Source organism: Planktothrix sp. FACHB-1355 (genome assembly GCF_014748295.1).
Taxonomy (GTDB): Bacteria; Cyanobacteriota; Cyanobacteriia; order Cyanobacteriales; family Aerosakkonemataceae; genus Aerosakkonema; species Aerosakkonema funiforme_A.
The window spans coordinates 1-15,619 of sequence record NZ_JACJUP010000033.1; the positions used below are offsets into that span (position 1 = coordinate 1).

The following is a 15,619-nucleotide window of genomic DNA, read 5'->3' on the forward strand; positions in this document are numbered from 1 at the left end:
TCGCTATCTCTACGGGCGACCTTTGGAAACGTTGCTGGCAACTTGGGGAGTTAGCTTAATTTTGCAGCAGTTTGTTCGCAGTGTAAGCTGGGTGCTGGTGATTGGAATTGCCCTGTTTTCTATCTTGTTTTTTGGCGGTTTGTGGGTAATATCTCGGCGTCCGGATTTCGATCGCATTCGCAAATTGGCAATCGGGATTATGTTACCGCTTGCGGGTGCGATCGCATTGACAACTGGCGCATTATTAAGCCAAACTTTTAAACTCGCGGTCAACAAACCTTGGTTTGGCGCTCAAAACGTTGATGTTACGGCACCAAAATGGTTGCGCGGCGGCTTACCTTTGGGCGATTTCCAAATGCCTTACGCACGCCTATTCATTATTGTACTAACGATTATTTGCCTTGTCGGTATTTACCAGTTCTTGCAACGTTCTGCTTGGGGTTTGCGAATTCGTGCGGTAACGCAAAATCGCACAATGAGCGCTTGTCTGGGTATCGCTACCCAAAAAGTTGACGCTCTCACTTTTGCGCTGGGTTCCGGTTTAGCTGGCGTAGCAGGATGCGCGGTAAGTTTGCTCGGTTCTGTAGGGCCAAATACAGGGCAAAATTATATCGTGGATACGTTTATGGTTGTAGTTGTGGGCGGTGTTGGTAAATTGGTGGGCAGTATTGTCGCGGCAATGGCGATCGGTACGCTCAATTATATTATCGGTTCTGGAACTTTGGCTTTGCTGCTCGCGCCGATACAACCTCTAGCTGATTTCTTTACTTTCTTTGCCACAACGAGTATGGCGAAGGTGATGGTATTTGCGCTGATTATTGCTTTTCTGCAAGTCCGTCCTGCTGGTATTTTCCCGCAAAAAGGGCGCACTGTTGATGCCTAGTTTATTAATAGCAAGAAAGGGAGAGAGGGAAAATGCAAGAGGAGGAAAACGGGAGAAGTCGGAAAATATACCACTTTCCTCTCGTGAGAAAAGACTACACAGAAAATACCGAAACTGCTGGAGATTCGGATACTAATAATGTGTCGATTGACAACGCTAATGTGCCAAGTTCTGAGTCGGAACAAAGTAAAGTTTCAGGAAATAACAAAGACGAAAAAGAGAAAGCTAAAGATTTGCCGATCAGCAAACAAGCAGAAGGGGTAAATAGTAAAACGCAACAAATATCTCATTCTGCGAACGCTCCAACAACCTCAGAGCAGTCACTTAACTCGTTCGAGAAAGAGAGAATGGCAGCGCCGGAAAGGGGAGGAAATCAGAAAATATACCACTACCCTTACGTAAAAAGGGGAAATCGGCAAAATAAAAGGAATTTAGAATCCTCCCACTCTAGCAATATCTCCTTAGTTCAATCTCCTCAGCAACTGTTTCAGGTGCTGATGCAACAAAAGCGATCGCTCTTGATTGAAGCAGCTGCGGTAGTGGCGATCGCTCTCATCCTGATCGTACTAATTCCCCCTTTTCTAACCATCATAGGGCAAGGATTTCGCGTCAACTTGCTAGGCCGATTTTTAGCCTTAGCTATTATCGCCCTTGGTATAGATTTAATTTGGGGATATACGGGAATGCTTAGTTTAGGTCATGGCGTATTTTTTGCCCTCGGCGGTTATGCTCTAGCCATGCACCTGAAATTGCAACTTCCCCCGGATGCCAGCGTGCAATTACCGGAATTTATGAGCCTTTATGGGGTAACAGAACTGCCTTGGTTTTGGAAACCATTTTATTCGTTTCCGTTCACTGCGGCAGCTGTATTCATTCTACCATCTGTGTTGGCTGGAATACTTGGTTATTTGGTATTTCGCAACCGGATTCGAGGCGTTTATTTTTCCATCTTGACGCAAGCAGCAACAATTGTATTTTTCAATTTCTTTAACGGTCAGCAGAAACTTTTCAACGGTACTAATGGGCTAACCAATTTCAAGACTTTCTTGGGAATGAATGTCAACGAAGATCGAACGCAGTTTGCTTTTTATACGCTCACAGTCGTATTGCTTGTAGGTGCTTATGCCCTTTGCCGTTGGCTGACAAGTGGAAGATTCGGTCGGCTATTAGTTGCCATTCGCGATGATGAAGCCAGAGTGCGTTTTTCGGGTTACGATCCGACAGGCTTTAAGGTTTTGGTATTTGCGATTTCAGCAGGTTTGGCTGGAATTGCCGGTGCTATGTTTACGCTGCAAACTGGTTTAATATCGCCCAAAGCGATGGATATTGCCTTTTCAATTGAAATGGTAATTTGGGTAGCGGTGGGAGGTCGCGCTACTTTGATGGGAGCAGTGCTGGGTGCGATCGCGGTAAATTTTGGCAAGAGTATTTTGAGCGAACAATTTCCGGAAATTTGGCTATTTTTCCAAGGCGCATTATTCTTAATTGTGGTAATGGTGCTTCCCAATGGTGTGGTGGGCTGGCTGCAAACTGAGGGAATTGAGAATATGCGATCGCTATTAGGAATCCGCAAGTACGCCACTACATATCCCAGTTTGGCAGAAAATCCCGAAGTCCAGATCGAACGGGAAGAACTAGAGTAGATAAAAGTCAAAAAAGGGACTAGGGGCTAGGGGCTAGGGAAGAGGGAAGAGGAAGAGGGAAAAGGGAAAAGATTTATTCTCCCGCTCCCCCACTCCCCCTAGCCTCTAGCCCCTAACCCCTAACCCCTAGCCCCTAAGCCTCTTATGAATGGAAAAATCTTAGAAACTGAAAACGTAACCGTTAGTTTTGATGGCTTTAAAGCCCTGAGAAACTTGAATTTCAATATGGACGCTGGGGAATTGCGCGTAGTAATTGGCCCCAACGGTGCTGGCAAAACAACATTCCTGGATGTGATTACCGGCAAAGTCCAACCAACGGAAGGACGAGTACTATTTAAAGGGCGAAATACTAAACGCCTTTCCGAACATCAAATCGCTCGTTTGGGAATTGGTCGCAAGTTTCAAACTCCCCGAATTTATCTGAATCTAACTCCTTGGGAAAACCTCGAAATTACCTGTAACCGCAATAAAAATGTGTTGGCAACTTTATTTGGCAATTCTCCTAGTGAAGAACGTCGCACGGTGGCAGGTTTGTTGGAAACTATTGGCTTATCGGCTAAAGCAGATATCAAAGCTGGATTACTTTCCCACGGGGAGAAACAACGTTTAGAAATTGGGATGTTAGTAGCTCAATCTCCGGATTTGTTATTAGTTGATGAACCAGTGGCGGGTTTAACCGATGAAGAAACTTACAACATTGGGGAGTTACTACTAGCACTAGCCCAGAGTCATTCTATTTTGGTAATCGAACACGATATGGAATTCGTGCGCCAAATTGCTCGCAAGGTGACGGTGTTGCACGAGGGTTCGGTGTTGTGTGAAGGCACTATTGAAGAGGTGCAGAACGATCCTCGTGTGATTGAGGTATATTTGGGTTCTCATGAATAATTGTGATGGTTAATGGTTTATGGCAATCGCCAATTTTTACCGCAGATGACAACAGATAAACGCAGCCTATAGCAGATGGGAAAGTAGAGACGTTTCATGAAACGTCTCTACAATGAAATGGCCAAAAATTAAAGAGGCTAACAAACTCGGATTTGGTATCACAGATCGGCGATCGCTTCTGCGGGGGGGCGAATAATGCGCTTAGCCAATCCCACAGTTTCCAATGCTTCGATCGCCCACCAAGTCATATCTAATTCCCACCATTTCCAACCGGCTTTGGCCACATTAGGATAAGCGTGGTGGTTATTGTGCCAACCTTCGCCGTAGGTGAGAATTGCTGCCCACCAAAGGTTGCGGGAACCGTCTGCAACTTCAAAGCGGCGATCGCCTGTCATGTGAGTGGCGGAGTTAATCAACCAAGTGGTGTGCCACAAAATCACAGCTCGCAGGAAGACTCCATAGATGACAAAAGACCATCCTCCCAAAACATAGAGCAATAGAGCGACTGGAATTTGCAGCATCAAGAAATGGCGATCGAGCCAGTTGTAATATGGGTCGCGAGACATATCCGGAGCGTATTTCTGATAAGTATCGCGATCGAAAAACTCAGAGCGAGGATAGAAAATCCACAGCATATGGCTCCACCAAAAACCTCGCGACGCTGCATAGGGATCTTTATCTTTATCCTCCGTATGCAAGTGGTGCTGGCGGTGTCCGGAGACCCAAAACATCGGCCCTCCTTGAAGAGCCAAAGCCCCAATGGTAGCCAGGATATACTCTAACCACTTAGGCACTTGTAAACTGCGGTGCGTGAGCAGGCGATGGTATCCCAAACAGATGCCGATGCTGCCAAATAACCAGTGGAGAAAAATCATCACACCCAAGGCAGACCAAGAGAAGAACCAGGGAGCCAGCAGCGCTAGAGCATGAACAGTCCCGAAAAAGGCAACATTCGTCCAACTCAGTTTGAGCGATTCTGAGGATTTTTGTAATGTTGCGCTCGAATTTGAGGTCATAAACTTTCCTATTTGAGAGTCTTGCATCCTGTTTGCCCAATTCAGGACTAGCTTGTGCTGCTCCTTCTGTTTCGATCGCGCTTGTTCGATCTTGGGAATAGCGCTACAGTGAACTCAGGTATGCAAGTATTGCTTGCTTCCAGCCTAACAATTTTTTCCCTGGTCTGCAAGTAGTACTTGCAAATAATTTTATGACAGCTCAACGCAAATCCGCTCGACAGCGCTTAGTGCAAGCAGCACTACAACTGTTTGCCGCTCAGGGGGTGACTGAGACGACAACTCGGCAGATTGCTGAATTGGCTGATGTAAATGAAGTAACGTTATTCCGTAATTTTGGCAGTAAGCATGGCTTGCTTCTGGCTGTAATTGAAGAAGCAGAGGTTTTTACGCAACTTGGGGAAGCTCTGGGACAACAGGCAAATCAAATTCAGGGCTTGGCTCAAGGACTGCAAGCTTATGCAGAGGGTTATTTGGGAGCGCTGGAAGAAATTCGAGAATTTGTGCGATCGCTGGTGGGAGAAGCGGGTCACTATCCACCAGAAAACCGACAGGCGATCGGACGAGGGTTGGCCCAAATTCATCGTTACACGGTGCAGTATTTGACTGCGGTGATCTCACGGGAACAGGTGCGATCGCAAATGGAGGTGGCGAAGCTGGCTAGCTTGCTCAATACGCTGTTACTGGGGTATGCGGCGATCGAATTTACGACGGAATTTCACGAACTCTGGTCAGATAAAGCCGCATTTATTGCCGATTTAGTAGAGTTATTTCTCTCCACGGAACGTTTTGAGGCGACATCAGCAGAACAAACAAGCAGTTTAACAACGGTAGATTGCAATGCGAGCGTGCTGACAGAAGAGGTTCTCGATTTACCAGCGCCTTTGGTGCGAGCGATCCTGCAAAAGGCTCGCAAATCTGGTTCCCAAGACTACGCTTTGGTTTACGTCCTGTTTGCGACTGGCTTAAGTCCTGGGGAAATTGCCAGTCTCCAGCGATCGCACTCTATTTTTGACGATCGACAACATCTGCTGCAAGTACACCAAGGCGCAAAACGCCAAGTGCCTGTAAATCAATGGATTATGGGACATCGTTACGGCACTTACACGAAAAATCCCCTGACCCAATGGCTCAAGACGCGAAGGGACGAACAGCCAGCATTATTTATCAACGACAACGGACGACCGATATCTGAAGTAGAGGTCCGTCTGCGCTGGCAGCAGCTCGTCGCAGATATCGTCACACTATCAGGATATCCTCCGGCGATCGAACAAGCCCAACAAACTTGGTGTGTTGAGATGTTGATGCGGGGCATGAACTTAGAAGGTTTAAGTATCCTAACTGGCTGCGATCCAGAACAATTGCAACCCTATACACGTAGGGCGCAAGAAAAGGCAGCTTTGGAACAAGCCATCCGATTAGATCGACCTCCAGCCAGCAAAATATAGCGGTTAGGGGCTAGGGGCTAGGGGCTAGGGGGAGAGGGAAGAGGGAGGAGGTACGAAGCGGAATTTTGACTTTTGACTTTTGACTTTTGACTTTTGACTTCCCCCACTCTCCCGCTCGGAGAAGTCGGATCTTTTTTAAAATATCCCCTTGACATTTCTTTACAATCTGTTACATTAGTTAACATAGAGAAACAACAAGGAGACAGAAATGAGCTACACCAAAGAAGAAAGCGGACTTCTAAACAACTTTGCCATTGAGCCAAAGATGTACGTTGCCGACTACCCAACCAAAGCACAGCAGCGCGGCTACCTGTTTCAGGGCTTAGGGGCGATCGTTTTACTGGCTGGTGTGGTACTGACAGCCTTTGCTGTGAGCTAGAGCTTTTCTATCTAAGAATCGGGAGATTGAAAATGAAAACTGACTTTGATATTGCCCGTAGCTACGTTTGTGCAGCCACTATCTTTAATCCTGAATTCAACAACTTTGCCAACATCACTGCCAATCAAGCTTGGTCGCTGTTTTTCACCGCCGGACGCGATGATGCAGCGCTGGGCGATAATCCAGAAGTAGGGCAATTTTTCAATAATGTTTTAATCGCTGTAGTCACAGCAGTTGTCGCCGGCTCATTTTTCTTCCGCTCGTTCTAAAGAGGCGATCGTGCGGGGTATTTGTAAAACTCCAGCCTATACTCTTAAGCTTCACTCATATGGAAGTGAATTAGAGAAACTGGAGTATGGCAACCATTTAATGAACGCAGAATAGTTTTTCCCAAAAGGAAGAATTATTCTGCCTACACTTATTAAAGTGCAGGCTCTCGATAGTCAAATTGCTATTAATGGCAAATAGGTAATTTCGATCGTAAGTTTTCCGAAAAAATCGTTAAAACTTAGGTATTAGCATTAGCAACAGAAGTATTTTACGGCTGAGACTTTTCCAGAGTTTGGGTAGCGGGAACCACAAGTTTGTAGCCCACGTTTCGGACAGTCTGAATCAATTTCGGCTGACTCGCATCTAGTTCTATCTTTTTGCGGATTTGACCGATGTGAACATCTACAACTCGGTCTTCTTCTCCTTCTACTCCTGTGTGTTCGTAACCCCACACCTCTCGAATCAGTTCGCCGCGCCGCCACACTTTTCCCGGATGACTAGCTAAAAAATGGAGCAAATTAAATTCTAAAGCAGTTAACAGTACAGTTTGATTGTTGAGGGTGACCTCTCGACGTACAGAATCGATGATTAAATTTTCCAAAACTAAAGCCTGCTGTTGAAGCCCAGCAGTCACCGTCACTGTAATTCGCCGCAAAAGAGCCTGCACTTGTTTTTCCAGGACTTCCACATAAAAAGGCTTGGTGACATAAGCGTCGGCTGACTCCAATCCAGTGACTTGGGATTTTACGTCTGTTAAACTTGTGAGCAGCATGACAAGAACATCACTGCGGCTCTTCATTTCCTCACAGAGTTTAAAGCCGATCGCATCTGGCAAAATGACATCCAAAATTACCAAATCAGGGTGGAATTGCTCAAAAATATCCCAGGCGTTCTTACCATCTGCGGCGCATTCTATCTGATAGTTCTGCTTGCTCTGGCTTAAGAACCTATAAATTAAATTCCGGATTGCTGGGTCGTCATCAACAACTAAAATCTTTCTGCGGGGGACATCGGTTTTCATGGTAAAGTCTCAAGCAGCACAGTTAAAATTGCAAGAGTTGATTTGGGGAACTGGCCCGCAAGGAGCCAGAAACCTCATTACTTCACGGCTGAGATTGGTTGCTTGCACCTGTATTTTCGGGAACCTCAAATTGGTAGCCAACGCCGCGAATCGTCCGAATCATCTTATCTGGCTGAAGTAAATCTGTGCCGAGCTTTTTACGAATTTGGCCAACATGAACGTCAACTACCCGTTGATCGCCAACGTATTCGTAATCCCACACAGCTTGGATCAGTTCGGAACGACGCCAAACTTTACCGGGATGACTGGCTAAAAAGTGTAGCAGATCGAACTCTAGGGCTGTTAAGGGTACGCTCTGATTGTTGAGCGTTACCTCCCTACGCACCGGATCGATCATTAGTTGGTCAACTATGATACGTTGTTGCTCGGCTGTAGTCACGACCCGCTGACGTTTCAAAATAGCTGCTACTCTGACTCCCAATTCACTTAGACTAAATGGTTTTGTGATGTAGTCATCGGCACCTTTGGAAAATCCTGTAATTTTATCAGCTTCGTCTGTCCGGCTTGTTAGCATTAGCACAAATACACCAGTGCGGCTCTGCATTTCTTGACAGAGGTTATAGCCATTGGCGTCAGGCAAATTTACATCCAGAATTACTAAGTCTGGATTGAATTGCTCAAACACGGCTATGGCCGTCTTACCATCCGCAGCAGACTCCATCTGGTAATTTTGCTTAGTCAAGAAGCGCTGGATTAAGTTTCGGACCGCAGGGTCGTCATCAACGACAAGAATCTTGGCGAGAGACATGGCCACCACTTTTACAGTTATAAGTTAAAGTTGAGGATAAACTAGCGAACAGAAAAGCTGGATGCGAGCTTTGGGGAAAGAGTACAGCGACATGGCTGAAGACAGATTCGCGTATTTATTGTGTATCCAGCATTTTAAAGGATTTCACAGGAGCCCAGCATTAGTATGCCCTACTCAGTAACTACACTTTCGATGATTGACAAACCTCTTTTCCTAGTTATGTCAACAATTTACCGCCTATTGGATCGGGTAGAGGGTGGGTTTCAAATCTAGTGGCAGTGGCTGTGAGTCTATGTTAATGGACCTGCTGGGGTAGATAAGACTTTGAAACGGCTGATTGGGCTGACTGGCTGTGTGAGCGAGAAAATAAGGCAACGATCGCTTTCCAGATCTCAGGCTAAACTACTTGCAGCAGTAATTACTTTTTTAACCAATCACAACTAACTGCGACGTGCGACCAGCCATGTGGGGGCAGAATATAGATCGCGCAGAACCGCAAGCAGCTTGGGGTCGATAACGATAGGTGGCAAGATGGGATGTCTTGGAGGTTTTAAATGAGTACGGAAAATCACTATAAACAATTGGGACTGAACGAGGACGCGACATTCGACGAGATTCAAGCGGCTCGCAATCGCTTGACTGAGGAGAACAGTGGCGACCCGAAACGTCAGGAAACGATCGAAGCAGCCTACGATGCCATTTTGATGGAACGTCTGCGAATGCGCCAGGAAGGAAAAATCAAGGTTCCGGAAGGTATCCGATTTGCCGAACGCTTAGCTCAGGCTCCCCCTCCTGCCTCGCCAGCACCTGTAAAGGAATCTAGTTCTTGGCTGCAAGGGCTGCTGGATACTCCCAGTCGGGCCGATATTTTGTGGCCTGCTGGTATTTTCTCGGTTTTGGCTGGTCTGACTTTTTACTATCCGCCTTCGGCGTCTGGGATATTGGCCGCAGCGGTTTTGGTCAGCCTTTATTTCCTTTCTCGCAAGGAAGGAAAGCTGGGGCGAGCTGTCGTGGTGTCGCTGTCTAGCTTGACTGGTGGCTTACTGTTTTCGGCTGTCGTTAACGCCTTGATTCAAAGTCAATTTCCAAATCTGGCTTTGGCAGCGCAAAGCCCTTTAAGCATCGCTTTGGTAATCCAAACTTGGGTAACTTTGTTTATCCTGTGGTTGGTTACCAGCTTTCTACGGTGAGGTCAGCCAAGTCGGGACAAGATTTTGCATAAAAAGGGTGCTGTCTTGTCGCTTTAGTTCGCTGTGGAAATGCGTCGCGTCCCGATATTGTGGCCGCGATTGGCTCAAAACTACGTCCTACGGCCTCGCTGAGATCGGCAACGATCGCATCGGGGCTGTATGTTTGTATGGAGTTGCGATCGCTTAGCTCTAGGGGGAAATTTTTAACTTTTAACTTTTAACTTTTGACCGCGCTTGATTTGTTCTTGTTCGATCGCTTCAAATAAGGCCCGGAAGTTCCTTTCGCCAAAGCCCTGCGCTTGCTTCTGTTGCCCGTTAACATAGCAGATTCGCCGCTCAATTACCTCAAAGAAGAAAGTTGGCTGCGTAAAAATTGGCTTTGTAAAGGTCTGAAGCAGTAGGGGAGCCGTTTCTCTTGTCTGCGGGCAAATATCCTCCCAATCCACCAGAATTTCGTGATTGGCAATTTCTTGCAATTCTGTAGGCGATAGAGGCAGTCTTTCTCTTTGCTGTAACTGAGTGTAGTAAGTAGGAGGAACTTTAATGAAACTTACACCAGAGGTTTTCAGTTGCGCGATCGCTTCCATGAGATTTGATGTCTGCAAAGCGATATGCTGGATTCCTGGCCCTCCATTGATATCCAAAAACTCTTGAATTTGAGAATTGACAGATGAAGGCTGATTGATCGGAAATTTTACTAAGTGGCTGGGATGAAGCATTACCTGACTCTGCAAGCCCGATCGAGACGTTTGAATGTCAAATTTCTGCTGGCGTCGAAATCCCAGCACATTTTCATACCAAGTTGCCGCACTTTCCAAATCTCCACTACCCACATTCAGCACCACATGATCGATGCCGATAAACGGCGAGGGAGAGACCTGGAGAGGTGAAGAAGGCGAAAAATTTGCGGTTATCCATTCTCCATTTCCCATTCGCTCGATTAAAGTGTGACTGAGACACCCCCAAGCAGCAATTTTTGCCACTTTAAATAGGAATTACCTTGTTGTTTGTACTGGATGGGTTGCAGGACTGTAACACCGTGACTGACTGCCTTTGCGATGAGCGATTCAATATCCTTGACAAGAAAAGCAATATCTGCAATACCGGGAGAATGCGATCGCAGAAAATCTGCAACCGGGCTAGCAGAGGTGAGCGCTGAAGAGAGAAGAATACAGACAGGCCCGCTTTTGACCGCTTCCGTGCGAGTATGATTGCTGGTATCGCTTCCTAGCGCTTGAAAGCCGAGTTTGCCAACAAACCAGTCACGCCATTTCTGCGCGTTCTCTACATAGAAGTGAAAGTGGTCAATTTGCATAGAATTTGGGAATAATTTGCATAGAAGCTTTTCAACGCACGATTATGTTCAATAATCCTTTGATCAGAGCAGCTGGAGTGGCTGCAATTGCTTATGTTTTGTTTAAGGTTCTTGCCCAAGCATTATTCGCATTTGCCCAAATAACTCAAAGTTTTGCGTACTGGTTGAAGTGGCATTTTGTACCCTGGAGTGAGGAAATAGCGATCGGTCTGGGCCTAGCCTTTTTGGTTTTTACAGCAGTTACAACCAGTCGCGATCGCAGCTAAAGCGCCTCGATCTGGTAAGCTTGCCGCACGACTAGAAGGAATTTGCCAGCTTATTTTAGCGATTTCAATCTGTCTGGAGAGAGGTTATCACCGAACCATCAGAAAAATAAGTGGCTTTCTGGCTGAATATTGATTTCCATCGGTACAGCTTGCGGTTCGGCACGCAGAGCAAACAAAATAGCCTCAGCCGCAGTTTCCGTGCTGAGCATTTTTGACCTGTCAACCTTCAAACTCACATTATCCCAGAAGGGAGAATCGACACCCCCAAAGTAAAACAGGGTGAACTTAATGCCAAAGCGCTTCAGTTCGTCCGCCATGCACTTACTAAAAGCGACCACACCGAACTTAGAAGCACAGTAAGCTGCTGCCATTGCCATTGAGTGCTTGCCCAAAATGCCCACTACGTTGCAAATATGACCGGATTTCCGTTCTTTCATGGCTTCTGCCGCCGCTTGCGTGGTGTAGAAGCTGCCTTTTAAGTTTAAATCGAGCATGGCATCGAGGTCTGCTGGTTCGAGTTTGTTGTACTGTTTGAGGATACCGGCACCAGCAGCATTTACCAGGGCATCAATTTGCCCGAAATGAGCCACCGCTTTTTCGATTAAAGTTTTTACTTGTTGCGGCTGGGTAATGTCGCAAGGTACTGTTAAAACTTGCTCTGCCTGCGTTCCCGGTAGGGAAGATGCTAAATTGGCTAATCGGCTGTTATCTCTAGCTGTTAAGACTAAACGAGTGCCTAAAGGTGCTAGTTTGCGTGTCAAGGCAGAACCAATGCCACCCGTTGCGCCTACGATAACAACCACTTTGTCCTGCATTGTTCTTTACATTTATTTACATCACCTTAATTATATTTAATGATATTGGCGATCGATAACTCCAGTGGCATTCAACTGGTAACTTTCTCTCGTCCCATATTTCCGGTTGTGATAGGCTAACTGCGAAGAGGAGTGTCAGAGGTATCAATGGTGAGTAAGATGCGAGTAGGGCTGTTGTTTGGCGGTCGTTCGGGAGAACACGAAGTTTCGATCGTTTCGGCAAGATCGATCGCCAAAGCGCTGAAATCGGAGCAAAATGCACAAAAATATGAAGTATTGCCTTTTTACATCCAAAAAGATGGTTTCTGGCAAGGTGGAGAAACAGCACAACAGGTGCTAGATGGGGAAGTTCCCCAAGTCGGAGAGGAAGAAGGAAAATACGCGAATCCAAAATCGAGATGGCAATTCCCGCCGGAAGCGGATTCAGTGGATGTTTGGTTCCCAATTTTACACGGCCCGAATGGGGAAGACGGTACGGTGCAGGGTTTGCTGAGTTTGATGCAAGTTCCGTTTGTGGGTTCCGGGGTGTTGGGTTCGGCTGTGGGGATGGACAAGATTGCCATGAAAACGGCTTTTGCCCAAGCGGGATTGCCACAGGTAAAATATCAGACGGTCAGTCGAGCGCAGATTTGGTCTAACCCTTGCGTTTTCCCGAAACTATGCGACGAAATAGAAGCAGATCTGGGTTATCCCTGTTTTGTCAAGCCTGCGAATTTAGGTTCGTCGGTAGGTATTGCGAAAGTGCGATCGCGCACGCAATTGGAAGCAGCTTTAGATAGCGCAGCCAGCTACGATCGCCGCATAATTGTAGAAGCTGGAGTAGTGGCAAGAGAAGTAGAATGCGCTGTTTTGGGTAACGATAATCCCCAAGCTTCTGCAGTCGGAGAAATTACTTATAAAAGTGATTTTTATGACTATGAAACTAAATACACGGAAGGAAAAGCAGATTTGATAATTCCTGCCAACATACCGGCTGCCGTCGCTGCACAAATTCAGGATATGGCTGTAAAAGCTTTTCTCGCAGTTGATGCCGCTGGGTTGGCACGGGTAGATTTTTTCTACGTTGAATCTACAGGTGAAGTACTGATTAATGAAATTAATACTTTGCCCGGTTTTACATCTACAAGTATGTATCCCCAACTGTGGGGATATAGCGGCGTTCCTTTTGCAGAATTAGCGGATAAGTTAATTCAAGCAGCGTTAGAACGCTATAAACCTTAGAAAAAAAGGCTGATGTGGTGTATGCCTCGCGGATTATAGCCTCAAATGCTTGCCTACCTTTTGCAAGAGAGCATAAAATCTTGTCATGATAAGGTGTAGGTATTGAAAAGTGGGTATGGCGGATAACCAAATTGCACAACAGCAATCACCCCCTTCCAAAGCCCCAAAGCTTCGCCGGCGCAGTGGCAAGCCTGCACCACTAGCTGAGGAATCATCGCGCTTGAAAACAGCAAATCTCGATCGGCAACGGAAAAAACTTGCTCGAGCAACTCCCCTAAACCCGGTGTTGCTGGTGGTTCAGAAATGTCCGCTACTGGTGTGGAGCGCTTTTTTGGCAGCAATGCTATTGGCTGGTGGTTTGGCGATGCTGCGTTTGACTGACCCGGATTACGTGGGAAAAGAGCAACCATCAGCAGCAAAAACGGCGACAAACGCACAAAACACGGTTTTGCAGCATGAAAGCCAAAATACACAGTCTGGGTGGTTGTACGGCGCGATCGCATTGGGCTGCGCCACCGGTGCTTGGGTAATTCTCAGGCAGTTTAATGGTACTCGCAAGCGTCACAAGCTTCGCAAACCGCTCAAAGGTCGTCCAATTTCCCGACAGCGAGCAACTCAGCAACGGAAAAAAAAACCATTTTTACCCCACCGAAAAGAACCAATTTCTGATGCTTCACAAACAACTAACCCTTCAACAACAGGTGCGGCAGGTGCAGCTACGCGGGCAATACCACCGCTTAGACCGAGCCTACCGGATGATAGGAAAGAGGTAAAATTGGCAGAAAATATGGATATAAGAAAACGCCAGCCGCTTTCTTACCTATTGCGAAATCTTTAGTTCATTTCAATTTGCAGATTTTCAATTTGAACTACCCCAACTAAAGTAAAGATTTTAGTTGGGGCTCTTTTTAAGAAGGCAGATTAAGCAGGAAAGAACTCAGCTCGATTCGATCGACTGTTATTCCTTTGAGGATCGCTAGAATCTCACCAGTATTAGTAATCGCGATCTCAGTTCCATCACTGCTTTGGCTAATTTTCAATTGGGAAAAACTTAAATTCCCGCCTAATACTAGCAAGTCAATATTATCTTCAAAATCGAGGATGGTGTCAGTACCAAAACCAGGAGATAAAAGAAAGCGATCGCTGCCATTCCCACCCTTCAATATATCATTACCTAAATCTCCGCTCAACCAATCGTTTCCATCGCCACCTTTGAGGGTATCGTTATCTTTACCACCATAAAGGCTATCATCTCCCCCATCTCCATTTACCCAATCTTCTCCTTCATTTCCAAACAATATATCGTTGCCATCTCCGCCACACAAACAATCTTTTTGACCACTATTTATAATGGGAATATGGCTACCATTTCCACCATAAATGGTATCGTTACCATCTCCACCGCAGAGACTAGCATTACCTAAATCGCCAAATATTACATCATCTCCGGTATCGCCAAGAACGATATCATCATCGCTACCACCCCGCACCGTATCGTTACCTTCATTACCGCAGATAGTATCATTAGCTTGATTGCCATTTAATACGTCATTCCCAGTACCGCCTAATAATAAATCGCGTCCGTTTGGATCGCCAAGTTCCTCTTCTGTCACACCGCCAAAAATGGTATCATTAGCTTTATCTCCGAGTAGGGTATCATCACCCCGATCGCCCCAAATTAGATCGTTATCTTCACCCCCGCGCAGGATATCATTACCTTTACCACCTCGGACAACATCGTTATTTTGATTGCCGTTAATTACATCGTTACCATCATTTCCATTAATAACATCTTCGCTTTCATTACCCGCAATCCAATCGCGATCGTCACCACCAAAAATAGTATCTTTTCCCTTATTTCCAACTAAGTTATCGTTGCCTGCTTTTCCCCAAATAAAGTCGTCGCCATCTAAACCATAAAGTGCCTCGTCTTCATCGCTACCAGTCAAACGATCGTTGTCGCTTGTTGTAACAGTTTTGATATTAATGATGGGATTAATTTGTGTTAATAAATAGCCTGCTGTTCCCTCGGAAAATAAATTATCTGGATTGGGATGTCCGATTTCTTTACAAAAACAATCCTCATCCTCTTCTAGATCGTCATTGTTAATAGTTCCCACAGCTTGACTGTCAGCAATGACGGCATTAGCAACGCCAATCAAATTAACAAAAAATGTTTCGTTCGCTTCTTTGGTAGTATCAGCTAAGACAGCAACACTAATGGTTTTACTTACTTCGCCTGGGTTAAAAGTAATTGCAGTAGTAGGATGAGGATAGTAATCTTTATTTGCAGTAGTAGCAGTACCATCAGATGTGGCATATTCGACGATAACGGCTTGAGTGGGAATCACACTGAGGTTGATGGTAAAATTAGCTAAAGTGATGCCGTTGTTACCTTCGGTAACTGTCGCATCAGTAATAAAAACTTGGGGTAAATTATTATTAATAGGAGTCGGAGA

The 15,619-nt window shown here is 45.9% G+C and carries 17 protein-coding genes; 10 read left to right on the plus strand and 7 right to left on the minus strand.

Going from position 1 to position 15,619, the window contains the following annotated elements; translation table 11 throughout:
- From H6S82_RS03435 to urtD, 3 genes are all read left to right on the plus strand, one after another.
- Window positions 1-883, plus strand: an 883-nt coding sequence (locus H6S82_RS03435; protein WP_191056017.1) for a branched-chain amino acid ABC transporter permease, incomplete at its 5' end; no start/stop codon positions are given.
- Between the two features lie 497 nt (window positions 884-1,380).
- Entirely contained in the window at window positions 1,381-2,526 is a 1,146-nt protein-coding gene (urtC, locus tag H6S82_RS03440; RefSeq protein WP_190462691.1) for an urea ABC transporter permease subunit UrtC, read from the plus strand.
- Window positions 2,527-2,670: 144 nt separating this feature from the next.
- Window positions 2,671-3,414 carry an urea ABC transporter ATP-binding protein UrtD gene (gene urtD, locus H6S82_RS03445; protein ID WP_190462537.1) on the plus strand — a complete coding sequence of 248 codons (744 nt, stop codon included), beginning with the start codon at window positions 2,671-2,673 and terminating at the stop codon, window positions 3,412-3,414.
- Between the two features lie 158 nt (window positions 3,415-3,572).
- On the opposite strand, the gene H6S82_RS03450 is transcribed toward urtD, so the two are convergent.
- Complete coding sequence (locus tag H6S82_RS03450; protein ID WP_190462535.1) at window positions 3,573-4,430, minus strand: fatty acid desaturase; 858 nt, start codon at window positions 4,428-4,430, stop codon at window positions 3,573-3,575.
- 191 nt (window positions 4,431-4,621) lie between these two features.
- On the opposite strand from H6S82_RS03450, the gene H6S82_RS03455 reads away from it, so the two are divergent.
- From H6S82_RS03455 to H6S82_RS03465, 3 genes are all read left to right on the plus strand, one after another.
- Window positions 4,622-5,875 (plus strand): TetR family transcriptional regulator, encoded by a 1,254-nt coding sequence (locus H6S82_RS03455; RefSeq protein ID WP_190462533.1) that lies wholly within the window; start codon window positions 4,622-4,624, stop codon window positions 5,873-5,875.
- Window positions 5,876-6,083: 208 nt separating this feature from the next.
- The gene (locus H6S82_RS03460) at window positions 6,084-6,254 is read left to right on the plus strand and encodes a ssl1498 family light-harvesting-like protein (RefSeq protein ID WP_190462532.1); all 171 of its coding nucleotides are present in this window, start codon (window positions 6,084-6,086) and stop codon (window positions 6,252-6,254) included.
- Window positions 6,255-6,286: 32 nt separating this feature from the next.
- Window positions 6,287-6,523, plus strand: coding sequence for a hypothetical protein (locus H6S82_RS03465; protein ID WP_190462530.1), 237 nt, complete (start codon window positions 6,287-6,289; stop codon window positions 6,521-6,523).
- Between the two features lie 269 nt (window positions 6,524-6,792).
- Here the strand turns inward: H6S82_RS03465 and H6S82_RS03470 are convergent, their stop codons facing one another.
- Both H6S82_RS03470 and H6S82_RS03475 read right to left on the minus strand, forming a co-directional pair.
- The gene (locus H6S82_RS03470; RefSeq protein ID WP_190462527.1) at window positions 6,793-7,545 is read right to left on the minus strand and encodes a response regulator transcription factor; all 753 of its coding nucleotides are present in this window, start codon (window positions 7,543-7,545) and stop codon (window positions 6,793-6,795) included.
- 82 nt (window positions 7,546-7,627) lie between these two features.
- Complete coding sequence (locus H6S82_RS03475; RefSeq protein ID WP_190462525.1) at window positions 7,628-8,353, minus strand: response regulator transcription factor; 726 nt, start codon at window positions 8,351-8,353, stop codon at window positions 7,628-7,630.
- A 554-nt stretch (window positions 8,354-8,907) separates the two neighbouring features.
- On the opposite strand from H6S82_RS03475, the gene H6S82_RS03480 reads away from it, so the two are divergent.
- On the plus strand, window positions 8,908-9,543 hold the full coding sequence (locus H6S82_RS03480) for a CPP1-like family protein (RefSeq protein ID WP_190462523.1): 636 nt from the start codon (window positions 8,908-8,910) through the stop codon (window positions 9,541-9,543).
- A gap of 203 nt (window positions 9,544-9,746) precedes the next feature.
- Here the strand turns inward: H6S82_RS03480 and H6S82_RS03485 are convergent, their stop codons facing one another.
- Together H6S82_RS03485 and H6S82_RS34285 are read right to left on the minus strand one after the other, a co-directional pair.
- Window positions 9,747-10,526: a VOC family protein gene (locus tag H6S82_RS03485; protein WP_347339455.1), complete on the minus strand. Its 780-nt coding sequence runs from the start codon at window positions 10,524-10,526 to the stop codon at window positions 9,747-9,749.
- Window positions 10,484-10,858: a VOC family protein gene (locus tag H6S82_RS34285; protein ID WP_347339456.1), complete on the minus strand. Its 375-nt coding sequence runs from the start codon at window positions 10,856-10,858 to the stop codon at window positions 10,484-10,486. The genes H6S82_RS03485 and H6S82_RS34285 overlap by 43 nt, the downstream gene beginning before the upstream one ends.
- 5 nt (window positions 10,859-10,863) lie before the next feature.
- On the opposite strand from H6S82_RS34285, the gene H6S82_RS03490 reads away from it, so the two are divergent.
- Complete coding sequence (locus tag H6S82_RS03490) at window positions 10,864-11,124, plus strand: hypothetical protein (protein ID WP_242056804.1); 261 nt, start codon at window positions 10,864-10,866, stop codon at window positions 11,122-11,124.
- Window positions 11,125-11,222: 98 nt separating this feature from the next.
- Here the strand turns inward: H6S82_RS03490 and H6S82_RS03495 are convergent, their stop codons facing one another.
- Window positions 11,223-11,939, minus strand: coding sequence for an SDR family oxidoreductase (locus H6S82_RS03495; protein ID WP_190462517.1), 717 nt, complete (start codon window positions 11,937-11,939; stop codon window positions 11,223-11,225).
- 150 nt (window positions 11,940-12,089) lie between these two features.
- Between H6S82_RS03495 and H6S82_RS03500 the strand changes: the two genes are divergently transcribed.
- Together H6S82_RS03500 and H6S82_RS03505 are read left to right on the plus strand one after the other, a co-directional pair.
- The gene (locus H6S82_RS03500; protein ID WP_190462690.1) at window positions 12,090-13,160 is read left to right on the plus strand and encodes a D-alanine--D-alanine ligase; all 1,071 of its coding nucleotides are present in this window, start codon (window positions 12,090-12,092) and stop codon (window positions 13,158-13,160) included.
- Window positions 13,161-13,275: 115 nt separating this feature from the next.
- Complete coding sequence (locus H6S82_RS03505) at window positions 13,276-13,998, plus strand: hypothetical protein (protein WP_190462515.1); 723 nt, start codon at window positions 13,276-13,278, stop codon at window positions 13,996-13,998.
- 70 nt (window positions 13,999-14,068) lie between these two features.
- Here H6S82_RS03505 and H6S82_RS03510 read toward each other — a convergent pair.
- On the minus strand, window positions 14,069-15,619 hold a 1,551-nt coding region (locus H6S82_RS03510), incomplete at its 5' end, for a Calx-beta domain-containing protein (RefSeq protein WP_277926385.1).